This is a genomic window from Tunturibacter psychrotolerans (genome assembly GCF_040359615.1).
Taxonomy (GTDB): domain Bacteria; phylum Acidobacteriota; class Terriglobia; order Terriglobales; family Acidobacteriaceae; genus Edaphobacter; species Edaphobacter psychrotolerans.
The window spans coordinates 3897936-3921294 of sequence record NZ_CP132942.1 but is presented as its reverse complement, the minus strand read 5'-3'; the positions used below and the strand labels follow the sequence as shown (position 1 = coordinate 3921294).

Genomic DNA, 23359 nt, shown 5'->3' with positions numbered 1-23359 from the left:
AATCACAGCCACAACCAAGCCACCCCTGCCGCAAACAACGTCGAGCAAAAATTAACCAAATCATTCCCCAGCCATCCCCGCTCTTCCACCGAAGCCCCCAGCAGGCTGTCAAACGCCAGCCCCGCACAAGCACAGACGAACACCACCACACCATCCCTCCACCGCGCAAGTCCCGACAATCCCGCCATCGCCACCAAACCCGCACCCAACATTCCAGCCAAAGTCCCACCCACGCTCACGCCCCCGTCTCTTCCCGCGGGCACCCGTCTAAACTTCGTGATCAACCAGGTCGGCCCACCCAACGCCTGCCCAACCTCCGATGACACGGTATCCGCTGTAGCCTCCGCCAGCGCCGCCAGACATCCGCCATACCATCCCACCGAAGCGCACAGGGCCGCCACCCCAAGGTTGGCCACCACCTGCGACGCCCTCCGTCCACTCCGAGCCTCAGCCAGCCCCCGAGCCTCTTTCTTCTTCCTCCCATACCGGGTTGCAGCGAAGGTGAGCACAAACAAAGCAATCAAAGCAGACAGCGCCGGCCTCGCAAGCAACCCCGCTGGCCCCCTCACCGCCAGAGCCAGGATCAGGCACACCAGCAGTCCCACCCCCGCCGCCGGCGGCGTCGCCGACCGCAGCGCCAACACCACCCCCGCAAACACCACGCTAAACACAAGAGGGAAGAGAAGCGACCCCACCGCACCCGTCATCGCCGCCTCGAAACAAGTTCCCACCGCCCCCAGCACCAGCGCAGGCACCACTACCACAACCAGCCATCTGGACTGCATCCGGTCCCGCGCCCGCGGAATCGCCTTCCCCCAGTGCGTATCTATCGCGCCCCCTTGTATTTCCTTGCTCATTCCGGCCTCACGTCTCTCCGTGATTTACAATCGAACCTTGAGCATAGCCAACACCAGCACCAACGCGGGAGCAGTTTTGCACTTAGCAGCCATTGAAGCAAAAGGAACCACCCAGTCGCGGTCACACCAGAACCCGGTTCGGCCTCGAGCCCACGTCCTCCGGTCTAAACTCAGCCTCGCAGCGATTCTCGCCGTTCTGGCACCGGGTCTGGGATTGATCAGCGGTTGCGGCAACAACTACCGCCCCGTCGTCAGCGCCATCAACCCTGTCGGTCCCGCCGCCCAGCCGCAAAAGTTTGCTGTGGCGATCTCCAGCACCGGCACACCGGCCAATCCCACCCCGGGCCTACTGACCTTCGTCGATTTCTCAGGTGACACAATCCTCATCACAGCCAACGTGGGCGTGGACCCCTATTACCTCATCCTCAATGGCGGCAACACCACCACCACCTCCACCAGCGGCACCACGGTCGCCTCTACCGCCAGCCTCGGCTTCACGCTCAACAGCGACCACACCTTCACCAGCTTCGACATCGACACCACCCTGCTCACCAGTCAGATCCTCCAGACCACGCTCCTCCCCGGCGCCAATCCTGTTGCGATCCTTCCCGCCGGCATCAGCACCTTCGTCACCGACCCCACCATCAACCCCGGCCAGGGCAACATCTCCCAGTTCACCGGCACTCCCCTCGCCCTGCGCCAACAGCTCAATCCAGCTCCCCCAATCGCTCCCTGCCCGGCTTCGACGCCCTTCACTCCCGTCTACACCGTCGGTATCCCCAATGCTCCACGGGTATACGCCATCAGTAAGCCCGTCGGTAGCGGCTGCGTAGGTCAAGTCTCCACCATCGAAACCTCGAGCAATACCATCGACCCCACCGCGCTTCCCGTCGGTCTGAACCCCGTCTACGGCGTCATGAGCGGCGACGGCAAACGTGCGTTCATCCTGAACCAGGGCGACGGCACAGTCTCGGTGATTAACGTACAAACCAACGCGCTCGATATCGTTCCCACAACTCCCCCAGGCACCACGAACCCGATCGCACTCTGCATCGCCCCAGCATGTACCAACCCCGCGACCGTCAACCCGCTCTGGGCAGACTTCGCCCCGGTCCGCAATGAGCTGCTCGTCGCAAATGCAGGCGATGGCGTCAATCCAGGCTCGCTCAGCGTCATCAGCATCCCACTCTGTTCGGCAACCGCTCAGGTCGGCAATCCAAACTGCGATCTCACCAATCCCGTCGACGCGATAGGCTTCGGCACCGTCGTCGCAACTGTCCCTGTCGGTGTAAATCCCGTCATGGTAGGTGTCCTGCAAGATACTGGCAACAGCCGCGCCTACGTCATCAACAGCGGCAATCCAAATCTGCCCTGCGCCGCACCGGGTGCCGCAGTCACAGCCGCCACCACCACTTGCTCCGTCTCCGTCATTAACCTCAGCACCAATACGGTCACGGCTACCATCCCACTTCCTCTCAGCATCAGCACCAACGCATCCACACCGGCTAAGAACGGTCATCCGAACTACATCGCCGTCACCAGTGGCACTCCCACCGGCAAGGTCTACGTCGTCTCGCCGGACTCCAACTTCATGACCGTTATCCGGACCGATATCGACGTCATAGACACCACCGTCGCGTTGCAGGGTGCCGGCGTCGCCGTTCGTATCACGCAACCCTAATCGAAAACACGCACGAACCGAACATCAGGCGCGGAACAATTCAGCCCGAAAAAAGAAGCCATCCCGCAAAGGATGGCTTCTTTCATTTCCATAGAAAAGCAACGTTCGGTCTATTATCCGGCAGCTCCCACCAGAATAATCGGCAGAGTCGGTGTCGTCGCTCCGCCTTCGTCCTCTACCGTCACGCCGAAAGCCTTCGCTTCTACGCCCTTCGGTAGCGGCGGCAGAATCACGCTGGCATTCCCGCGCGTATCCGGGCGGAAGGTTCCCGCTGCAATCGGATTCTGTCCCGTGGCCGGAATCAGCCAAAGCTCATATGTCTTCGTCGGCTGCAGCGGCGCCAGGTTCGTCGCTGTAAAGATCAACGTTCCCTTGCTGGCAACATAGGTGGCTCTCCCCTGCGGAACAGCCGGTGGCGCTCCCTTCACATTCAAAGTCACTCGCTGCGCCGTACTGTCGGTCATCGCGTCGAGAACCTGTCGCGCCGCCGCCTCATCCGCGGTCAGGTGGTCGATCCTGCCTGCCTGCTCGGTTACAGCGCTTCGCAGTGTCTCGCGTTGCTTATAAAGATCGCCCGCAACTAAAGACAGACCGGCAGCAACCGCCCAGCCGACCCACGGCAATACCTTGCCCGCAAATCCGCGCTTCGGCAGCTCCTCCTCGCTCGAGTAGATGCTTCCCGCACCGCGTCCAAAGCCTTCACTCGCAGCGACGCCTTCATTCGCAACTGTTGAAGTCGCGGTCTCAACAGGTCGATCGATCGGAATCGCCTTTTTCTCACGCGCTACCTGCTTCATCAACCGCTCGCGCGCCTGTGCAGACGGCGACTGCATATCCACCGTATGTGCATACGCCGCAAGGTCGCCCTGAATCTCCGCCAACTCTCGCCGTGCGTCCTCGGACTGCTCCACGTAGGCGGCAACTTCAGCCATCTCTTCCGGTGGAAGCAGCTGCATGGCAAACAACGCCAGATCTTCTGATGTGATACGCCGTGGCTCGCTCATGCTGGGAACGCCTTTCTCAGCGAGGTCAGCGCGCTGCGGATTCTTGTCTTAACAGTCCCTAGTGGATCGCCCGTCATCTCCGCAATCTCGGAGTGCGTCAACCCATCGAAAAATGCCATCTCCAGCGTCTTCCGCTGCTCCACCGGCAGCAGGTGAATGACCTCCCGCGCCTTCTCCATCAAACTGTTTCGTTCCGCTTCGTCCGCAAGATTGTAGTTCGAAGCCAGCGCCACATCGTCGACTGACTCAGTAGGCCGTTTTCTACGAAGCGCATCGATCGACCGATTTCTCGATACCACTGCGAGCCAGCCGCCAAGGCTACCGCGAGTTGCTACAAAACCATCAGGGTTGCGCCAGATCTGCATGAATACTTCCTGTAGGACGTCTTCCGCCGCCGCAGGATCTCTCAGGACCCTTAGCGCGACCGAGTACACAATCTTCGAATAGCGGTCGAACAGCGCCGCCATAGCGTACTCGTCCCCCCTCTGCACAAGGGCAAGCAGGGCAGCGTCGTCCTGCCCCGAGGGCGGTGGTGAATTCACGAGTCCCGTTTCTCTGTACATAAAACGCACCCACTACTGTTGCAGATTGCTCAAACTGTTAACTATTTGGGTTGACTAATGCAACCCATGTAACCTCAAGACAGTTACTTCTTCTAAATATTCACCAGAGCTACTTTACCCGAAAAGAAGAAACAACACAGTCTGTATCTGCGTTCACTGGCGAAATTGCAATCTCATTCTCATAAAGCAACGCGCAACTTCGCACTAGTGAATACACACGAAAGATCCGAACGTATGAGCAATCCCACCCCACCCCAACGCAACAAATCACCAAAGCACCGCATCGACAAGCTTCTCGTCGATCAAGGCCACGCTGCCTCTCGCGAACGCGCCCAAGCTCTCATTCTCGCCGGCCGCGTCCTCGTCGACGAGCAGCGTATTGACAAACCAGGCACCCCCGTCTCATCCGACGCCGTCATTCGCCTCCTCGGCTCCGATCTCAAATACGTCAGCCGCGGCGGCCTCAAGCTCGAGCGCGCCCTCGCCCACTGGTCCATCGACCTCACCAACTTACCCTGCGTCGACATCGGCGCCTCCACCGGCGGCTTTACCGACTGCATGCTGCAATCCGGCGCAGCCACAGTCCTAGCCGTAGACACCGGCTACGGCCAGATCGCTCAAAAACTCCGCGACGACCCACGCGTCACCCTCCGCGAGCGCACCAACGCCCGTCTCCTCACCCCCGGCGAACTCCTCACACCCAACCAATCCACCCCATCGTTCATCGCAATGGACGTCTCCTTCATCTCCGCGACGCTCGTTCTCCCCGCCGTATTGGCAGCCCTCAGCACTCCCACTCAGCCCTGGCAAGGCACCGCAGTCATCTTAGTCAAGCCGCAGTTCGAAGCCGGCCGCGCCAACATCGGCAAGGGCGGCATCGTCCGCGACCCCGACGCACGCCAAGCCGCAATCGAACGCGTCCGCGACTGCGTGCTCGAGCAGCACGGCACCGCCATCAATCTCATCGACTCGCCCATCCTGGGCATGGAGGGCAACCACGAGTACCTCCTCCATGCCCGCTTCCTCTAGTGGCGATCAGACATCTCGTACCGACCAACGGAAGGCCCCGGGGCGAAGCCGGTATACGAGTCACGAAGTGACCGCTGCCCGCGCAGGGCACATCTGGCGCATCTAGTGCTTCCCAAGCAAACCACCCAAAGCATTGCTCAGAGGATCAGCAGCGTTCCCCTTCTTCTGCCCGGTCGCGCCACCAAGCAGCCCCTTCGCCGCATTCGCTCCCACCGCCCCAGCAAGCCCCGCGACATTCGGGCTAAACGTAGGATTGCTCGTAGTCCCCCCAATCGCCACCGGGATTCCATTCTTCAGCACACTCCCCGCAACTCCTCCCAGCGCCGCACCGCCTGCACTCCCCCCCGGAATAAACCCAGACAGCGCACCAAGCGCCCCTGCCGCGCCACCGCCCGAGCTAGCCTGCTGTGTCCCTCCTCCACCCACAGACAACCCCGTAAGCTTCAGCACCACGTTATAGGCCAACGCACCACCAGCGCTCACGCTCCCTGCGCCCGTGGCTGTCCCCACTCCCGCAACATCCAGCGCAATATTATCCGTCCGGATATTCCCGCCCTCCTCACGCACATTCATACTCAACGAGCGAATATTTGTGCCTGATCCAGTTGCAGATGTAATCCGTCCTCCCGTAAACGAAGAAAGCGCCTGCAGCTTCGATCCCAGATCGAACCCCGCAAGCTGCGTATTATTAATCCTCACCGGCCCACTTATCACGGGAGTAGCCGTCGTCCCGGTCACCGCCAGATCTGTCGTCAGCGTCCCTCCCTGCAGCCGCGAGCCCGACGGTAGATGCACTCCCAGCGCCGGCAGAAACGCCTCCAGCTCATTGATCGAAACGCCGTTCCCAACCACCTTCAGGTTCAACGCCGTAGTCGGCCCACTCGACTGATACGTTCCCGCAACGTTGATCACCGCGCTGCCAATCGTAATCACCGCCTGCTGTATCGTGCCGCTCATAGCCTGTTCATTCTGCGCCATCGTGAACTGCAACTGCACTGGCTTCGCAGAAGGCACACCATCCTTCGCCAGCTTAATCCCCACAACCGTCGCAGCACCCTGCGCATTCAACGTCTGCCCATTCGACTGAATCTTAGCCTGCACATCCGCCACGCCGCTAATCCCCGCATCCGGAGGCGCAAACCCAGCCGAGCCAATCTCAACATGCTTCAGACTCACCGTCGCATTCAGCGGAGTGCTCGCATTATTCTCCTGGTTGAACGGACCAGCCGTTCCATTCGCAGCCACGCTCCCGCCATTCGGCAGCTGTCCGCTCAAACTAAACGGCGAAGCACTCTTCGGAGACAGATTCGTCACCTGCGCGTTCACCTGGCTATACACCGCGGTCCCTTGTTTGCCCGCCGTCGCCAGCGTAATCGTTCCATTCTTTATCTGCGCATCGTCCACGGAAAGGCTATTCAACATCGACGCCCCCTCCGCATTCGGATCCTTCGGCTTCACCTGTTTCGGCCCACTACTCTGCACCAGCGTCAGCTTCGGAGTATCCACCAGCAGTTTCGTCACGTGCATCTGCGTCCCACTCCAAGCCGCATCCAGCACCAAATTATCGATCGTCCCGGTCACGCCATCGGACGCCTCCACAAATCCCGCCGCCAGCGGATCGAGATGCTTCACCTCAAGATGCCCCGAAAAAGGCGTAGCCGAAGCATCCTGCTGATTGATCGGTCCCGCCGAACCCTTCAGCTCCACCGTCCCGCCCGCAGGCAAACCAGCCGAAGCCTCAAACGGAAACGACTTCGTAAACGCAAAATCCTTCACCTTCAAATTCACATTTTCATAAACACGACTCGTCGCACTAGCCGCCCCACTCGTTCCCGGGCCAGCACCCACAGTAATCCGCCCATTCTCAATATTCACCTCACCCACCGTCAGATTCGGAAACGCCTGCTTTGTCTCATCACTCTGAGAAGTCTGTGCGCTGCTATTCCCAATCGTCGAGTAGTTCCAGGTCCCATTCGCCGCCCGCAACAGTTGTATCTTCGGCGACTGCATCGAAAACCCGCGAATAATCACCTGCTTACTGAAGATCAAGGGAAACAGCTCCACCCCAATCTTCAACGTATCCGCCTGTATAAATGGCTGCGTGCTGAACCGCGGATCATCGGCGACCACTGCATTCTCCGCCTTCAGGCTCCCCGACAACACCGACAGGTCCACCTTCGCAATCGTCACCTTCCGCCCCAGCGACTTCGTCAGCGTCGACTCAATCTTTGCCTTGAAGCTATCCGTGTTGAGGAACAGCGGCACACAAATTGCCGCAAGGACGATCAGCGCCAGAACGGCACCCACCGCAATCAGGACCAACCGAACCGGTTTTCCCATGCCATCACCTCGTCCGTACTGTTTTCAAATGTGATGCCACCGCCAAAATCGATGTTGCACGCCCAATTGTGAAAGGACTTTCCTGGCCCGGGAATTCACCGCTGAATGATATGATCCTTTTCCTGCCCCCAGACCTGCACTTCCGGTAGGGAGCCCTTCAGCGAACCTTCAACGTCAGAGCTAGAGGTTACGTCTCATGGCGAAACGAAGCAACCGCAGTGTCCTGTTGGCAACCCTGTGGCTATCCGCCGCGACCCTCTCCGCGCAGGACGTGCCCGTCACCCCCGCGCCAAAACCTCAAGCAGCCACCGCCTCCTCCGCACCAGCCGGAGACGACGCCGATGCTCTCGCCAAAGCCACACAAAACCCCGTAGCCAGCCTCATCAGCGTCCCCATCCAGAACAACTCCAACTTCGGCGTAGGGCCCTACAACCGTACCCAGGACGTACTCAACATTCAGCCCGTCATCCCCGCTCGCATCAGCGAAAACTGGATGCTCATCTCCAGAATCATTCAACCCATCGTCTGGCAGCCCTACGCAGCTGAAAACACCGGCGGCGAGTACGGCATCGGAGACATGAGCCCAACCTTCTTCCTCTCTCCCGCCAAGCCGGGAAAGATCATCTGGGGTGCCGGACCAGCAATGGTCTTTCCCACCGCAACCAGCAGCGTTCTCGGACAAGGAAAGCTAAGCTTCGGCCCCTCCGTCGTCGCTCTCATTCAACCCGGACACTGGACCTTCGGATTTCTAGTCAACAATGTATTCTCCGTCGTCGGCTCCTCTCATCGCCCATCCGTCAATCAAATGACGCTCCAATACTTCATCACCTACAACCTGAAGAAAGGCTGGAACATCAACAGCGGCCCTATCATCACAGCCAACTGGCACAACGGCGCGAGTGGTGATGCCGCAGACGGAGACGACACGCCCCCCGGCGGACGGTGGACCATCCCCTACGGCGGCGGCGTCGGCCGAGTCATGCGCCTCGGGGTTCAACCTGTCAACATCTCCGCAAACTTCTACGGCAACGCCGTCCATCCTCCAGGCGCATCCTCCTGGGGCATGCGCCTCCAGATCGCTCTCCTCTTCCCAAAGAAGCCATAGCATCTTCCGGTAACAATTTAGTCATCCTGAGTGCGGCGAAGGATCCCTATATTTGTATTGCTTTTGCCTTTTTCCTTGCCCTCCAGTCGCCACCATCGCTTCACGTCACGCATCGAAAAGCCGGCCGACCATCGCCCAGAGATCGTTCAACGCCCATTCCCATCATCCAGTTACACTAAAGGTCCATGCTCCAGGCCGCCATCATCTCCAAGCCGCTCAAGCCGGAACTCGCCGGCATCCTCCGCGACCTCATCGCGTGGCTTGAAGCCCGCCACTACAACTACCTCCTCGATCCCGACAGCGCCACCTACGTCTCCGGCGTCAATCCCATCCCGCGCGTCGATCTCCCCAAACACAAACCCAATCTGGTCATCGTCCTCGGCGGCGACGGCACACTCCTAGCCGCAGCCCGAGCCTTCGCCCGCACCACCACCCCTATCCTCAGCATCAACCTCGGTTCCCTGGGCTTCCTCACCGAGATCCCCCTCTCCGAGCTCTACGCCACCCTCGAAGCCTGGTGCGACAACTGCGCCGAGATCGAAGTCCGCAGTATGATGCGCGCCGAAATCATCCGCGACGGCAGGCTCGTCAAACAGTGGGACGCCCTCAACGACGTCGTCGTAGCCAAAGGAACCATCGCCCGCATGGGCGACTACTCCGTCGAGATCGACCAGCAGGCCGTCGCCACCTTCCGCGCTGACGGCATTATTGTCTCCACGCCCACCGGCTCCACGGCCTATAACCTGGCCGCCAACGGCCCCATCGTGATGCCCAGCGTCAACGCCATGCTGGTCACCCCCATCTGTCCTCACCTGCTCACCATCCGCCCCATCGTCGTTCCCGGCGAATCTACTGTATGCGTCGAGGTTGTAGGCGTGCCCAACGAAATCTACCTCACCGTAGACGGCCAAGAGGCAGTCCAGCTCAAACTAGGGGACCGCGTCCGCTGCCAGCGCTCCGACGCAGCAGTCCGTCTGCTCCGTCATCGTCCCAACGGCCTGTTCAGCGTTCTCCGCTCCAAGCTCAAATGGGGCGAGCGCTAAAGCCGACCAAACGGGAGGCCCAAAGCAAATCACCCAGCAAGAAAAGGTACACAAGTCACGAAGTGACCGCCCGCCGCGCAGGCGGCCCGTCCGGCAGGACATGTGGCATCTCAAACAAACAAAACCAAAAATAAATTCAGAAAATCTGGCGCATTCTTTAGCCATCAAAAAGTGACTGTCAAAACACCACATCAGCCACGCAAATCACCACACCCACACCACCAAAACACCACACCAAAACACGCATTTTCGCCAAACCCCCAAGCAAAAACGCGCCCCCACCACAAAACAAAAATTATCTCCGCAAAGTAACCATCGGTCCACCGACCGGATGACAAAAAACCTTTCCATGGCTCAACGCAATCCGTCTCTGCGCCAACCCCGCCATCTCCGGATCATGGGTCACCATCACAATCGTATGGCCATTCCTATGTAAATCCTGCAGCAGCTCCGCCACAATCGTCTGATTCGCAGCGTCCAGATTTCCAGTAGGCTCATCCGCCAGCAAAATCGGCGGATTATTAATCAGCGCCCTCGCAATACAAACCCTCTGTTGCTCCCCACCCGACAGCTCACTCGGAAGATGCGAAACCCGCTCTCCCAAACCCACCCGCACCAGCGCCGCACGCGCCTCCGCCTCATCCGTCATCGAGTGAAAATACTGCGCCAGCATTACGTTTTCAATCGCCGACAAGTAAGGAATCAAGTGAAACTGCTGAAAGATAAACCCAATCTTGTCCGCACGAAATCGATCCAACTCCGTAGCCGTCATCGAAGCCACATCGACATTATCGATCTTCAACTGCCCCGCCGTAGGCCGGTCCAAACACCCAATCAAATTCACCAGCGTACTCTTACCCGACCCCGAAGGCCCTGTAATCGCAACCCACTCGCCCGCAACAATCGAGAACGTAGCATCCGCAAGCGCCCGTACCGCACCACCATGCCCCACATATTCCCGCGTCACGTTCTTCAACGCAATCACAGCGCAGTCGTCCCGCGTATCTCCGTGTGGATCGACCAACGGCCCGGTCTGTATCTTAGCCTCGCTCACACTCACTATCCTCTCACTCGCCTTTCAGCAGCGCAGCCGGCTGCAATCCACGCAGAACCCGCGCAGGGAACAGCGCCGCCATCGCAGCAATCACCACATTCAGCAACAGCACCAATGGCAATACTGACAGATGCGGTAGCGTCGCCGTGTGAAAGTTCCCCTCGCTGATCGCCCACGCCGCAGCAGACCCCACGACAAACCCCGCAGCAACACCCGCTAAGGCAAGCACCAGCGCCTCCAGCAAAAACATCCCCATCAACTGCATCTGCGATCCACCCAGCGCCTTCATTAAAGCAAAATCACGTCGCCGTTCTAACACACTCGCAGAGAGAGTCGCCAACACACTCACCGCCACCGTCAGCGCGATCAACAGCACCGCTCCATACATCAGTGAGTGGGTCTTATCCACGATCTTCGACTCGCCTTCAACAAGCTGCCGTACCGGCTGCACCTGCATCTCCGGCAGAGCCTGCCGCAGCCGCGCCATCGTGGCTTCCACGCTCGCCGCCCCACCCGGCACCTGCAACTCAATCACGCTAGGTCCCACGCCTGTCCAAGTGGTAAACGCAGCGAGCGGCATGTAGATGCGACTATCTTCATCGCCCCCGGTCTTGATCCGCCCTACTCCACGCGGCGTAACAGAGTGCCCTGCATAAGTAAGTTCGACCGCGTGTTCATTGCCGACAAACTGCGCCGCGCGCTGCCCAAGCAACGCAACATCTCCCGCCGAAGCTTCAGGCCAGGCATCCACCTGCCACCACGAATCCAACCGCCGCACCGCGGCAAAATCCGTACCGGCCACCACCACCGCCGTACCCGTATCAGTCGTAGCCACGGCGTAGGCAAACTCCGCCGCAACCGCATCCGCGCCAGCGGTCTCTCTCACCTGGGCCAAAGCATCCGCACTAAGAGGCGCCGAAGCAGGAGCCGTAATCACAACATTCGCGCCGAAGCTTCGAAACTCCTTATGCAGCTTCGCATCAAGATCCGCATAGAGCGTCAGCAGCGCCGTCGCAACACCTGCCGACACGGTCATCGCCACCAACGCCGACACACTTCGAGCCCTGCGATGCACCAGCGACCGCCGCAACATCCCGAACAAACTCAGCGTCGCCATTACGCATCCGCCCGCAGAATCGCCGAAGGCTCCATCCGCAGAGCCGTCCGTATCGAGGGCGTGCTTCCCGCAATCGCCACTACCAGCGCCAGCGCAACAACAACGGGCAGCAATACCGGAATCAACACCGCCTCCGCCGCGCCACCATCACCCGCAAAGATCTTCGCGCCTAGCCAGGCTGCAAGCGCCGAACCGAGCAAATAACCCATCGTCCCCGCAAGCACCGCCAGCAACCCAGTCTCCGCATAGAACAGCAGAGCAATCGAGCCTTTGCTCGCACCCAGCGAGCGCATCAATCCAATCTCCCCACGCCGCTCAAGAATCGCTGTCGCCATCGCAGCGCTCACTGCAAACCCCGCAGCCAGCAATGCCGCCGCACTGATCAGCCACATTAGACCGCTGATCCGTTTCAGCACATTGCCTTCACTCTGCTCCACCCTGCGAACCTGCTCCGCCTGTGCCCCTGGAATCGCCTCGCGAATCTGATAAGCAATCGAATTCGCATAAGGCCTGCAGTACCAGATCTCCCGCTGCTTCGGAGGCAGGGAATCGGGATCAACCCGCGCAAACGCATCCTCCGGCTTCGTCCGCGCAGAGATCTCGACTCGTGAGACGGCGCCGTTTTTACCTGCTATCGCCTGCGCAATGGGCAGTGGAACAAGCACATCCATTTCAGTTTGATCGCCCGTGGATACGATTCCCGTTACGTAGGCTGCGGTGTACCCTCCGCCTTCAAGGCTCGCCAATCGTCGCATCAGAAACTTGCTTCCAATTTGAAGATTGAGCTTTTTGGCCAAAGCAGAGTTTACTGCCACCTCCCAATGATCTGAGTCGGGTTCAGCGAGCGGCCATCTACCCTCAAGCCTCCACCATGGGTGCAGTTGTAATGTACCCGTTTTTAGGGTACCGAAGGCATGATCGAACCACATTCCTATCACGGAAACAGGAAAGGATGCTTCATTGGAGTCAATCAGACGGGCTTGATCGTTCAGCCGCAACTCCGGACTAACTCCAGTAATGTTGTTCGCCCAAAAGATCGTCTTCAGCTTCTCTAAATCGGACTCCTTCAGATAAACCCCACCACTTGCCGGCTTCACATCCACCCCACCCACCTTCACATCCAGTAGATCGGCCTTTGGGTACACAACGATGTTTGCCCCATACACCGCCAATTCCTTATGAATTCGATCCCCAATCGTAGTAGCCAACGCCAGCATCGCCGTCACAGCCGTTGTCCCAAGCAGAATTGCCACACCCGCCAGCATCTTGCGCCGACGCTGTCTGCGAAAGCTCTCCATGAGCAGTCGAAAGAACATTACCGTTCAAACACCGGCGCAAGCGCCCGCAGGTCCTCCGCCTGAATCACCAATTGCCCACCACCCACGGTCGACTTCAGCGGAATCGGATTACATCCACCCTTAGTCCCCATCGAATTCGCATTCAACGGCGAAGCGCACATCTTGCACGTAATCCCCTGGTCGCCGATATAGAACCCAACCGGTCCGCAGATCTGACAAGCATCCGCAACCGAAACAATATTTCCATCCGGCTTCCTGAACAGCAGAAACCGTATCTCCACATTGCCACCCTTGCCATCGTCCAGATGCACGCCATAGCGATGCAGCTTGTCGTCGTTCACATCAGCAGTAGGCAACGTCACCTGGGACCCCACCAACGTCACCGCCGCCGTCGGCGACAGCGCAGTCGAACTCTTCGCGTAGATAAACTCGGCCGTCGATAGAAAAATAAACACGAAGCTCGTCGCAACCACGGCCGTCATCCACATCTTCTCGCGTCTCTGTGTCCACTCTGCCCGTCGCTTATCTGCAGAAGTAGCGTTCACGGTCAACACCGCAGGCGTCCGCCGCTTGTATTCCATCAGCATCATCAACCCGGCCAGCGCCAGCATCGTGACGAAGAAGAAAAGATCATTCCGCACAATTGGCCCGATCAAGCGCATCTCCGTCGGGCTCGATGGCAGTACGCCATTCTCGCTCAACTCATGCAGCCCACTCACGATCAGCTGAAACGCCACAAAGTAAAGAATGACGGTCGTGACACGAAAGAATCGTTGCAGGTTGATCTTTACGCTGCCGCGAATAAACAACACCCCAAATACAACCGCGACCGCAATCCCAAGCAGCGTCCCGGTAAAGCTCAACAGCTCCGTCGAGTTCAACGTAACCGCCGACAGAATCAGCACCGTCTCCACCCCCTCGCGAAGCACCAGCAGAAACACAAAGAAGAACAGCCCAGCCTTCGACACCCCCGCTGCACCGGTATATTGCGAGATCTTCTCCTCGATCGATCCCTTCATCGTCCGCGCGGTCTTGTGCATAAACCAGATCATGCTGACAACGAACGCCGCCGCCGCCAACATCACCCAACCTTCAAACACATCTGTGTTGAACTGGCTCCGGGCGATCACCACCGCTCCCGCCACACTAGCCGCAATCGCCGAACCAAGTGCCCAGAAGACGGTGCGCTTCAGCTCCGGCCTCCCAATTTTGGACAGGTAGGCGAAGACGATGCCGACGATCAGAGATGCCTCGACCCCCTCACGGAGCGTGATGATAAATGCCTGTAACATAACGTCTTTCTCTTCTCTGGCGGCGCTTCTTGAAGCCGGCATCCGCCAGCCCCGAGCCCATTTCCACGAGGTTGGAGCTGCTCCTCGTTCCAGTATCTAGTGTATTGAGGACTATTTTGGTCGTCAATCAAAGTACCTCGATTATCAACCGCAATTTTCTTACGCCAGTAACAAAGGCGCCCGGTTATCCTTGCGGAATGTCCCCCCGTGTCTGGTTTCGTCTCTTCTGGACTCTTCTTTTTCTCCTCCCGATCGGTCTGATCGGAGGTTGCTCCAGAAAAGTCGCACAAACAGGGCCACCACCCGCCACCATCCTTCTCATCCGCCACGCAGAAAAACTCAACGACGGCCGCATCGATCTGTCGCCCATCGGCTTCGAACGCGCCCGCCTCCTTCCCAAAGTCTTTGCTCCCGGTGCAAGACCAGACCTGCCAACCCCCCAAGCCCTGTTCGCGACCCGCGAAAGCGCCCACTCCAACCGCCCCATTCAAACGGTGACTCCGCTGGCGGCAGCTCTCCATCTTCCCATCGACGATAGCTTCCGAGACCAGGACTACGTCGCCCTCGCATCCACACTTCTCAGCGGTAAGTACGCGGGCAAAGTAGTGCTGGTGGTCTGGCATCACGGAAAAATTCCCCAACTTGCTACGGCCCTCGGAGCGAAACCGCCCTACAAACCCTGGCCCGAGCAGCAATACGACCGCATCTGGCGAATCGACTACGCGGACGGCAAGGTCACGATCCAGGATCTCCCCTACGCGCTTCTGCCGGGCGATTCCCAATAAGCACTGTATTTCGAACCGAACTAGAGGGACCGCCGTATCCTCTGAAAGAATGACCGATCTATCAGAAAGCCTGTTTGCAAATCCGGTGTGGAGCGCCCTGCACACGAAGCATCGCCACTTCGCCCTCCAAGCCGGAGACGCTTGCCGCTATCCTGCCGATGTCGCTCCCTTCGCCGCCGTAACTTCTCCGAGCGCAGGCGCTCTCCTCCAACTTCACTCCCTCCTCGTGCCTGGCGAATCCGTTTGGATCGTAGGCGAAAGCTACCCCCAAACCGCGAAACTGGCCTTCGAACAGACCCTGGTCTGTCTCCAGATGGTCCTCCCTGCGGAGATTGCCCCCCCGGCGCCGACCACCGAAATCCTTCCGCTCTTAAATGACCATGCACGCGAGATGGTGGCCCTCACCGACCTCGCATTCCCAGGGTTCTTCCGCGCCAGAACCTGCGAGATGGGCTCTTACTTCGGTATTCGTTCCAACGGACAACTGATCGCGATGGGCGGGGAGCGCCTCATCCTCGACGGTTATCCCGAGATCAGCGGCATCTGCACGCACCCCGATTACCGCGGTAAAGGCTATGCGGAAAGTCTGATCTGGCATCTTGTAAGAAATCATCGTCGCGAAGGCCTCGTCTCCTGGCTTCATGTCACCGCCACCAACCAGCGCGCCATCAACCTCTATCGACGAATGGGATTCTCCGAGGCCCGTAAAGTCACGCTCCACCTCGTCTCTCGCAAAGATTAACGACGCCGGCTGCGTAACGGAGACGTCTAAACTTTGAAAAGTTCGAGGGCTCGTCCGGCGCCTATTTGGAGGTTCGATCTCCCCGAAATAGAATCAAAAATTCCGTCGACGTGAACCATCGCCAAGTGAGACGATCAGAATATGTTGGAAGAACGTAAGAACCGCTCGGCGGCCATTGTTCTGGGTTGCATCTGGATGGTCATGCTTGCCGTCTTGTCGTTCCTGCCCAACCACGACAAGCTCCTGTTGCACACAAGCGGGCACTATCATCGTTGGGGCCATCTGGTGGCCTTTCTTATCGTGACTCTCCTGCTCGCCGGCAGCGTCACTTCATTGAGGGCTCGATTCGCCCTCGCTGCCGTCATCGTGTCATTCGGATTTTTCTTGGAGTACGTCGAGCACATTGTCTACACCAACGCACTCGAGCGGTCCGACATCCGGATAGACACACTCGGCGTTGTCTTGGGCCTGATCATCGTGCTCGCCCGCGAAGAGTTCATCCGTATGCGGCGATTCGACTAAGAAACAGCAAGCCCGCCACGAAAAAATCAGTGGTTGCGATCCATTACAGTCAGAGCTTTTGCGATTGAATGGTGCGCCCGGAAGGATTCGAACCTCCGACCCTTTGGTTCGTAGCCAAATGCTCTATCCAACTGAGCTACGGGCGCACATTGCGTGGGTTGCAACCTTTTAAAGATATAGGAATTTTCCTCTTCTATCAAGAGACCGCCCTGATCTCCGGACCAAGGTTTATGACCTGACAACCATGGTCTACTTACCCTGAAAATGGCGCCGTACCAGAGGCAACCATCCCGCCACCATCTGCTGCAAACAGGGTATTGCAGGAGTAATCAAATGAAATCAGTATAAGAAAAAGCTGTCTCTTCTTCTCCGAGTATGGAACTCAGGCCTGGCGACTTGCGACTTCACGCAACGTCAAAACCTAAGTTGGTTCATGTCGGTCCCCTAAAGGCTTTTACGAAGCTCCGCGGAATCCAGGCCGACATGCAGATACCAATGAAAACCTTCGGTCCCGATCAGGGCGAAATTCATTGGAACGACGGCAGTGGCCGGATCGCTGACCTTATCAACGTAACGGTCACTCTCATCCGCCTGACCAATCCAAACACGGGCCTAGTCTCCATCGAGATGTCTCTCGAATACCTCATCACCTCGGCTGGGGCACGCACACCCGATGGCCGCCCATTCCCGGGGGCGACCTCCAGCTTCGATCCTGGCCGGGAAGATTACAACCTTTATCACGACGTCTACTTCCGAAACTCCTCAGGTGGGCTCGTCTATCACTGGGCCGTCGGTAAAGACTTCGCGCTCGTTTGCGGTTGGAACAGGCAGCATCGCTTCCATCAAAATATCGAGACAAACCAGCTGGACTGGTTCGACCTGGTCGCTCAATATCAATGGGAGGTCGGCGGCGCTTTCTATCGCTGTTGAACCTTCTGCCTGCCCCTCAATGCAAAAGGGGGCTGTCGCATTCAAAAGTCAACGAGGGCCCAGACAGATGTCTGGACCCTCGTCTGTTTGCCACACTGAAAATCTGGTGCGCGAACTTTCTCACCTATCAAGCCGCCGCCGCGCCATCTGGCTGAAGCTTCGCCTACGCAAACACCTTGAGCAGTAACTTCAAGATATCTTTCAGTGGCATCACTGTTAACAGCAGAGGAGTCAGCGGAAGCAGACTCGCTAGCACAAGGTGCAATAAGGTACGAGGATCAACCGGGAGGGGCTTCATCTTTTCGATGTAGGCGTAGCTGTTGCCTAGGTCTGCCAATGACTGGATATCAGCGCTGCCCAGCAGCGGTTCCTGTTCCGGAGTCTGATGTTCAATCCACTTCTGATGGAAAGAGCCGGTATAGTTGGTTGCCAACGCACCGTATTGATGGAGCCCGACGCGTTTTGTCTTGAGCAGAACTCCGGTAAAGACCATAAGCGGTCCCACGACGATAAGAAGAGCAATCACCACATAGGCAGCAATCGTCGGGGCGTAGGTGACTAAGGGGATGTGGTCATAGACGATCTCTCGAGCGAGCACGCCCGCGCTCGCTAGCGAAAAAGCGAAGAGAATGAGTCCAAAGAACCGCTGTGCGTCGCCCACAAAACCTAATCCCGCCGCTTCGTCCGGATGGGTCGGAAAGAGCTGCAGGTCTAGCTTGCAAACCCCGCTCAGAAAATGAAACCAGAGAAACAACCTCCAGAGCCAACGCAAAACAAGGAATTGAAAGAGCGGCATGCAGAATCCGACTAACCAATAGCCGGCCCATGTAAGGATGCCACCAGTCTCTGCACTACTTCTAAACCACGTAGCGACGTGATTCGGAATTTCTCTAAAGGACACCCACGAAAGAGCATAGGCAAGAGCAGCGATGACGACCTCAGCAATCACGGAATCGCGCAAGCGCAAACCACGATCGACGAGCCCATCAAATCGCTGAAAATCCTTCTCCCGTATAACTCCCGAGGTGACGAAGTGCGCAGCGGCCTCTGCGATGCGGGGCCCCAGCACGTTTTCGGCCAGCAGGAGCAAAGGGACAGCAAGGAGGAATCGAGTATATCCACTGAAATCCCGAAGGAAAGGGACAGGAACGTTGTGCCCAAAAGCTAACCCTTGCATCCCGGCCAATATCAGAAGTGGCAACCACGTGATCAACGCGGCAAAAATCGCTCTTCTCTTGAGGTAGGGAGATCCCTCCTTGATGAGCCCCACCCGCTTTTGTAGGGTAAACAGCGGTCCACCTTCCATGAGCAGGAAAGGCCGCGCAGCAAGTTTGGCATCTTCGTCCAGAACTCCTCCTGACGATTCGACTCCTGAACTCACAAGCTCATAGGAACGGGAAGATACTAACACTCATCCGGCGAGATGCGGTTCCATCCGCCCATTATTCCGGTTTGTTCCACCGGTTTGCTTTGAAAAACGAGGAAACCTCGGAGCATAAGCCGAGGTCTCAAAAGAACTAAATATATGGTGCGCCCGGAGAGATTCGAACTCCCGACCCTTTGGTTCGAAGCCAAATGCTCTATCCAGCTGAGCTACGGGCGCGCAAAACAGGGAAGTGAACTACAGAAACATCCTAAACTACCGAAAAATTGTCTCCGGCGACTAGCTCGCGACAACCGGCTCGGGCGGCGGAGGAGGAGCGAACATCGGCATGGTTTCGACGATATCGAGTCCTGCGCGCCGGAGCAGCTCATAGATCACCGGTTCGGTCAGACGAGTAGCGTCAAACTCAACCTTTACCGTCTTCTTTGCCTCATCCAGAGCCACCAGGCGGACCCCATACACCTCACGCATTTTGGCCATCGCCACGGCCGAGGCTTCAGTCGGAGGAACTCCATAGCGATAAAGAACATCAAGCTGTGTCATGGCTTAGATCATATCAGCGAGTCATCTCTGCTGAATCGACAAACTCCGACCGCTCTCACATCTTCGAGAGATAGCTCGTAATCTCAGGGCTGGTCCACACCTGCGCGCCGATGAACTTCCGCCGCAATACGCCCTGCTTATCGATAATGTAGGTCTCAGGAATCTGCACCGTACCATACAGCGCATTCACCTTCTGGTCCTCGTCGCGAACCGTCAGCACATCCACGTGATGCTCTACCAAAAAGCGCTTATAGACATCCGGGTCCTGATCCATGCTCACAGCAACAATCGCCAGCTCCGGCATCTGTTTCTGTAACGCCAGCAGGCTAGGCAGCTCTTCGATGCAGGGCGCGCACCAGGTCGCCCATAGGTTCAGCACGACCACCCGCCCGCGTAGCTTGCTCAAATCGACAGTTCGGGTACCGTCGCCCATCACAAACTGCGGCGCGGGTTTATCAATATTTCCCGGACGGCTGCCCCGGTCGCACCCCGCCACCAGCAGTACCCCAAACACTGCACTCATCAACAATCTACGCACAAGTCGCTCCACTTCCTATAATACGAAGTCGTGAGCGACCCGTCCCTCGAGCATCCCCCGAACCCTGACGAATCACCCGACCTGGAACTCTCTGTCATCATTCCAGCCCGCAACGAGCAGCGCTCGCTGCCCGCCTGCCTCGCCTCGATCCTCAGCCAGTCTGAGCCCGGTTTCCTCCTCGGCCAACAGTGGGAGCTGATTGTCGTCAACGATGACTCAACCGACGACACCCGCAGCATTGCCACCGAAGCCGCCGCGATTCACCCAGGCGTGATCGTCCTCGACGCCCCGGCCTTAGATCTCAGCGCTAACGCAGGATTCACCGGCAAGACCAACGCCTGCTGGACCGGTGCTCAAGCCGCACGTGGCAAATATCTCCTCTTCACCGACGCAGACACCCTCCACGAGACCAACGACATCTCCCGCTCCCTCCGCGAAGCCGATCGCCACAAAGTAGCTCTGCTCTCCTATTCGCCTCGTCAAATCGTCACCGGCTTCTGGCAGCACGCCGTCATGCCGCTGATCTTTTCAGAACTGGCCTCCGTCTACCCTTCCAAGCAGGTCAACGATCCCGCCCGCCGCCTGGCCGCTGCCAACGGGCAGTTCCTCCTCGTCGAACGCGAAGCCTACTTCTCCGTCGGCGGACATCGTGCCGTCGGAGACCGCATCCTCGAAGACGTCGCCCTCGCCGAGAACATCAAACGACCGCCCCGCACCATCCGCTTCCGCTACGCCCCCGAAGCCGTCTCCACGCGCATGTATCGGACCACCTCGGAGATGGTCGAAGGCTGGACCAAAAATCTCGCGCTCCTTTTCCCGAAGCCCGTTGCCCTCGCGCTCTGGCGAGTCCTCGATGTCATTCTCTTCTTCGGCTTGCCCATCGCGGCCTTTGGCCTCTATTGGCTACAGCCATGGCAGCGAAGCGTTATCCTTCTCATCTGGGTTCGAACGCTCTGGCGCTTCTATTCCCGGGTCGCCCGCTCGAACTTCCCAGCCATCGATGTAGCAATCTCGATACTGGGCGTACCTCTTTTCATCTATATGCTTCTTCGCAGCGTCATTCACCACCGCTTCAGAAAAACTGTTGTCTGGAAGGGACGTAACTACAACGCGGCCCCTTAGTTACGTTGGGTTTGCATCCACCCCTCTCTTAAACACGTCTAAACACAGGAATAACGATGATTTTTCTAACCCGCAAAGCCGAATTCTCCGCCGCCCACTTCTATTGGAATGAAGCCTGGTCGCCCGAGGAGAACCAACGCGTCTTCGGCAAATGTGCAAATCGCAACGGCCACGGGCACAATTACACGTTGGAGGTCACAGTTGCAGGCTCGATAGACCCCGTCTCCGGCTTCGTAGTCGATCTCAAAGAGCTGAAAGACATCCTCGAGCGGGAGGTCGTCAGCGTCTACGATCACCGGCATCTGAACCTCGAAGTCCCCGAGTTCAAAACCGCGATCCCGACAACAGAAAACATTGCAATCGCGATCTGGCAGCGTCTTGACAATAAAATTCCCCACGCAAAGCTGCACCGCGTCCGTGTCTACGAGATGCCCGATCTTTTCGCAGACTACTATGGTGAGCCATGAAAGCGCATCTTAATCGCCGCTACCACTTCAGCGCCTCGCACCGCCTCCACACCGAGGCTTACGACGCCGCGAAGAACCATACTGTCTTCGGCAAATGCAACAATCCTCACGGCCACGGCCACAACTACACCGTGCAGGTGACGCTAAGCGGCCAGGTGGATCCTTCAACCGGTATGGTCTGCAATCTCGCCGACCTCGACGCCTTCGCACAAACAAACCTCCTTGCCAGATTCGACCACATGAACCTCAACACCATGGATTGCTTTGCAAGTACAGTCTCCACAACGGAAAATCTAAGCATCGAGATCTACCGCATCTTCCAAAACTTTCCCGCTGCTCATCTTGAGCGGGTTCACGTCGAGGAGACCAGCAACAACTCATTCGACTACGCCGGCGACGCAACGCCAACGCCAGGCACGATCTGAAAGAAAGGCCAACCCATGCCACTGACCCCGGCCACCATTGACGCACCATCACTCGACAGTGTTTCCACACAGGATCTCTACCGCGAACTGCTTCTCCGCATCGGCGAAGACCCCACACGCGACGGCCTCCTCCGCACACCCGAGCGCATGGAAAAGTCCATGGCATTCCTCACCCGCGGCTACACGATGAACGTGACCGAGGTTCTCCACGAAGCTCTCTTCGACGTCGACTACGACGAGATGGTCATCGTAAAAGACATCGAGTTTTTCTCCCAGTGCGAGCATCATCTCCTACCCTTCTTCGGAAAAGCGCACATCGCCTACGTCCCCAACGGAAAGGTCATCGGGCTGAGCAAAATTCCACGCCTCGTCGACGTCTTCTCACGGAGGCTTCAGGTGCAGGAACGCCTCACTCGCCAGATCGGCGAAGCCATCACCGACGCAATTCATCCCCAGGGAGTAGCGGTCATCCTCGAGGCGCAGCACCTCTGCATGATGATGCGCGGAGTAGAGAAGCAACACTCCTCAACGGTCACCTCCGCGATGCTCGGCGTCTTCAAAACACAACTTCAGACGCGCAACGAGTTCCTTTCGCTCGTCCGCAGGCAGGGAAGCGGCTTCTAGCGGCTAAACTGGAGACTGCATGAATGGTCTCCTTGTACTCGATAAACCCTCCGGCATCACCTCGCATGACGTCGTCGCCATCGTCCGTCGAGCCACTGGCGAAAAGTCCATCGGCCATCTCGGCACTCTCGACCCCATGGCCACGGGCGTCCTGCCGCTTCTTCTAGGCCGCTACACACGCCTGGCCCAGTTCTTCGGACAGGCTGACAAACACTACGCCGGCCATATCCGCTTCGGCTTCGCAACCGACAGCTTCGACGCAGACGGAGTTCCAGCCGCCGAACCCCTCCCGTTGCACCTCACTCTCGAACAGCTTCAAACTCTGAGCCAAAAGTTTCACGGAGAGTTGGACCAGGTCCCACCCGTTTTTTCCGCAAAGAAGATCAACGGAGTTGCCGCCCACAAGCTCGCGCGAGCCGGAGTTGAGGTCGCCGTAAAACCCGCACGCATCACCATCCACAACTTTGAGTTAGCCTCCCTCGAAGGAGACACCGCATCCTTCGTCATGTCCGTCTCGGCTGGCGGCTATGTGCGTTCCGTGGCGCACGAGCTCGGCCAACTCGCGAACTGCGGAGCTCACCTCTCCAGTCTGCGCCGAACCCGCGCAGGCGCATTCGCCCTCAACCACGCCATCACCATCGACCAGCTAAAAAGTGCCTCCGTGGCCGAACTCGAAGCCCTCTTGCCTCACCCCCGCACGCTCCTTCCCGAGATGCCTTCGGTCACCGTGGACGATCAAATGGCAGGACGGATACGAAACGGAATGCAGGTCAACCTGCCCGACTTCTCACAGGCCTCATTGATCAAAGTATTCACCTCTCCGACCGATCTGCTCGCAATCGCGCGTCGCGTCGCCGGCACCCTGATGCAGCCCATCGTCGTCCTCGGCTGAGA

General features: G+C 58.1%; 24 protein-coding genes and 2 tRNA genes. 13 read left to right on the top strand and 13 right to left on the bottom strand.

Features of this window, described 5'->3' with window-relative positions; genetic code table 11:
• Positions 1-2: 2 nt before the first annotated feature.
• On the bottom strand, positions 3-857 hold the full coding sequence (locus tag RBB77_RS16320; RefSeq protein WP_353062800.1) for a DUF92 domain-containing protein: 855 nt from the start codon (positions 855-857) through the stop codon (positions 3-5).
• 76 nt (positions 858-933) lie between these two features.
• Here RBB77_RS16320 and RBB77_RS16315 point away from each other — a divergent pair, with 76 nt between their 5' ends.
• A complete protein-coding gene (locus RBB77_RS16315) occupies positions 934-2538 on the top strand; it encodes a YncE family protein (protein WP_353062799.1) in 1605 nt (534 codons plus the stop codon).
• A gap of 113 nt (positions 2539-2651) precedes the next feature.
• On the opposite strand, the gene RBB77_RS16310 is transcribed toward RBB77_RS16315, so the two are convergent.
• Together RBB77_RS16310 and RBB77_RS16305 are read right to left on the bottom strand one after the other, a co-directional pair.
• Entirely contained in the window at positions 2652-3542 is an 891-nt protein-coding gene (locus tag RBB77_RS16310; protein WP_353062798.1) for an anti-sigma factor, read from the bottom strand.
• Complete coding sequence (locus tag RBB77_RS16305) at positions 3539-4105, bottom strand: RNA polymerase sigma factor (RefSeq protein ID WP_353062797.1); 567 nt, start codon at positions 4103-4105, stop codon at positions 3539-3541. The genes RBB77_RS16310 and RBB77_RS16305 overlap by 4 nt, the downstream gene beginning before the upstream one ends.
• 234 nt (positions 4106-4339) lie before the next feature.
• Here RBB77_RS16305 and RBB77_RS16300 point away from each other — a divergent pair, with 234 nt between their 5' ends.
• On the top strand, positions 4340-5134 hold the full coding sequence (locus RBB77_RS16300) for a TlyA family RNA methyltransferase (RefSeq protein ID WP_353062796.1): 795 nt from the start codon (positions 4340-4342) through the stop codon (positions 5132-5134).
• Between the two features lie 102 nt (positions 5135-5236).
• Here RBB77_RS16300 and RBB77_RS16295 read toward each other — a convergent pair whose 3' ends face one another.
• On the bottom strand, positions 5237-7474 hold the full coding sequence (locus tag RBB77_RS16295; protein WP_353062795.1) for an AsmA family protein: 2238 nt from the start codon (positions 7472-7474) through the stop codon (positions 5237-5239).
• 196 nt (positions 7475-7670) lie between these two features.
• Between RBB77_RS16295 and RBB77_RS16290 the strand changes: the two genes are divergently transcribed.
• Together RBB77_RS16290 and RBB77_RS16285 are read left to right on the top strand one after the other, a co-directional pair.
• Complete coding sequence (locus RBB77_RS16290) at positions 7671-8579, top strand: neuromedin U (RefSeq protein WP_353062794.1); 909 nt, start codon at positions 7671-7673, stop codon at positions 8577-8579.
• Between the two features lie 185 nt (positions 8580-8764).
• Entirely contained in the window at positions 8765-9622 is an 858-nt protein-coding gene (locus RBB77_RS16285) for an NAD(+)/NADH kinase (RefSeq protein ID WP_353062793.1), read from the top strand.
• A 295-nt stretch (positions 9623-9917) separates the two neighbouring features.
• Here the strand turns inward: RBB77_RS16285 and RBB77_RS16280 are convergent, their stop codons facing one another.
• Genes RBB77_RS16280 through RBB77_RS16265 form a run of 4 tightly spaced genes read right to left on the bottom strand, consistent with a single transcriptional unit; the run spans position 9918 to position 14383 of the window.
• Positions 9918-10676 carry an ABC transporter ATP-binding protein gene (locus RBB77_RS16280; RefSeq protein ID WP_353062792.1) on the bottom strand — a complete coding sequence of 253 codons (759 nt, stop codon included), beginning with the start codon at positions 10674-10676 and terminating at the stop codon, positions 9918-9920.
• A 13-nt stretch (positions 10677-10689) separates the two neighbouring features.
• Positions 10690-11793, bottom strand: a complete 1104-nt coding sequence (locus tag RBB77_RS16275; protein ID WP_353062791.1) for an ABC transporter permease — start codon at positions 11791-11793, stop codon at positions 10690-10692.
• Positions 11793-13109, bottom strand: coding sequence for an ABC transporter permease (locus RBB77_RS16270; RefSeq protein WP_353062790.1), 1317 nt, complete (start codon positions 13107-13109; stop codon positions 11793-11795). The genes RBB77_RS16275 and RBB77_RS16270 overlap by 1 nt, the downstream gene beginning before the upstream one ends.
• Positions 13109-14383 carry a Fe-S-containing protein gene (locus RBB77_RS16265; protein WP_353062789.1) on the bottom strand — a complete coding sequence of 425 codons (1275 nt, stop codon included), beginning with the start codon at positions 14381-14383 and terminating at the stop codon, positions 13109-13111. The genes RBB77_RS16270 and RBB77_RS16265 overlap by 1 nt, the downstream gene beginning before the upstream one ends.
• A 197-nt stretch (positions 14384-14580) precedes the next feature.
• On the opposite strand from RBB77_RS16265, the gene RBB77_RS16260 reads away from it, so the two are divergent.
• The 3 genes from RBB77_RS16260 to RBB77_RS16250 all read left to right on the top strand — a co-directional run bounded on the left by RBB77_RS16260 (position 14581) and on the right by RBB77_RS16250 (position 16432).
• Positions 14581-15168, top strand: coding sequence for a hypothetical protein (locus RBB77_RS16260; RefSeq protein ID WP_353062788.1), 588 nt, complete (start codon positions 14581-14583; stop codon positions 15166-15168).
• A gap of 49 nt (positions 15169-15217) precedes the next feature.
• On the top strand, positions 15218-15910 hold the full coding sequence (locus tag RBB77_RS16255) for a GNAT family N-acetyltransferase (protein ID WP_353062787.1): 693 nt from the start codon (positions 15218-15220) through the stop codon (positions 15908-15910).
• Positions 15911-16051: 141 nt separating this feature from the next.
• Positions 16052-16432: a hypothetical protein gene (locus RBB77_RS16250; protein WP_353062786.1), complete on the top strand. Its 381-nt coding sequence runs from the start codon at positions 16052-16054 to the stop codon at positions 16430-16432.
• 69 nt (positions 16433-16501) lie between these two features.
• Here the strand turns inward: RBB77_RS16250 and RBB77_RS16245 are convergent.
• Positions 16502-16578, bottom strand: a tRNA-Arg gene (locus RBB77_RS16245).
• 337 nt (positions 16579-16915) lie between these two features.
• Here RBB77_RS16245 and RBB77_RS16240 point away from each other — a divergent pair.
• Positions 16916-17362 (top strand): hypothetical protein, encoded by a 447-nt coding sequence (locus RBB77_RS16240; protein WP_353062785.1) that lies wholly within the window; start codon positions 16916-16918, stop codon positions 17360-17362.
• Positions 17363-17525: 163 nt separating this feature from the next.
• Here the strand turns inward: RBB77_RS16240 and RBB77_RS16235 are convergent, their stop codons facing one another.
• The 4 genes from RBB77_RS16235 to RBB77_RS16220 form a co-directional block, all read right to left on the bottom strand.
• Entirely contained in the window at positions 17526-18743 is a 1218-nt protein-coding gene (locus tag RBB77_RS16235) for a hypothetical protein (protein ID WP_353062784.1), read from the bottom strand.
• A gap of 145 nt (positions 18744-18888) precedes the next feature.
• A tRNA-Arg gene (locus tag RBB77_RS16230) sits at positions 18889-18965 on the bottom strand.
• Between the two features lie 60 nt (positions 18966-19025).
• Positions 19026-19289 carry a hypothetical protein gene (locus RBB77_RS16225; RefSeq protein ID WP_353062783.1) on the bottom strand — a complete coding sequence of 88 codons (264 nt, stop codon included), beginning with the start codon at positions 19287-19289 and terminating at the stop codon, positions 19026-19028.
• 55 nt (positions 19290-19344) lie between these two features.
• Positions 19345-19827 (bottom strand): TlpA family protein disulfide reductase, encoded by a 483-nt coding sequence (locus tag RBB77_RS16220; protein ID WP_353062782.1) that lies wholly within the window; start codon positions 19825-19827, stop codon positions 19345-19347.
• Positions 19828-19857: 30 nt separating this feature from the next.
• Here RBB77_RS16220 and RBB77_RS16215 point away from each other — a divergent pair, with 30 nt between their 5' ends.
• Genes RBB77_RS16215 through truB form a run of 5 tightly spaced genes read left to right on the top strand, consistent with a single transcriptional unit; the run spans position 19858 to position 23357 of the window.
• Positions 19858-20949 carry a glycosyltransferase gene (locus tag RBB77_RS16215; protein WP_353062781.1) on the top strand — a complete coding sequence of 364 codons (1092 nt, stop codon included), beginning with the start codon at positions 19858-19860 and terminating at the stop codon, positions 20947-20949.
• Positions 20950-21005: 56 nt separating this feature from the next.
• The gene (locus RBB77_RS16210; RefSeq protein WP_353062780.1) at positions 21006-21416 is read left to right on the top strand and encodes a 6-pyruvoyl trahydropterin synthase family protein; all 411 of its coding nucleotides are present in this window, start codon (positions 21006-21008) and stop codon (positions 21414-21416) included.
• Positions 21413-21841, top strand: coding sequence for a 6-carboxytetrahydropterin synthase (locus tag RBB77_RS16205; protein WP_353062779.1), 429 nt, complete (start codon positions 21413-21415; stop codon positions 21839-21841). The genes RBB77_RS16210 and RBB77_RS16205 overlap by 4 nt, the downstream gene beginning before the upstream one ends.
• 15 nt (positions 21842-21856) lie before the next feature.
• Complete coding sequence (gene folE / locus RBB77_RS16200; protein WP_353062778.1) at positions 21857-22465, top strand: GTP cyclohydrolase I FolE; 609 nt, start codon at positions 21857-21859, stop codon at positions 22463-22465.
• Positions 22466-22484: 19 nt separating this feature from the next.
• Positions 22485-23357, top strand: coding sequence for a tRNA pseudouridine(55) synthase TruB (gene truB, locus RBB77_RS16195; protein WP_353062777.1), 873 nt, complete (start codon positions 22485-22487; stop codon positions 23355-23357).
• Positions 23358-23359: the final 2 nt, after the last annotated feature.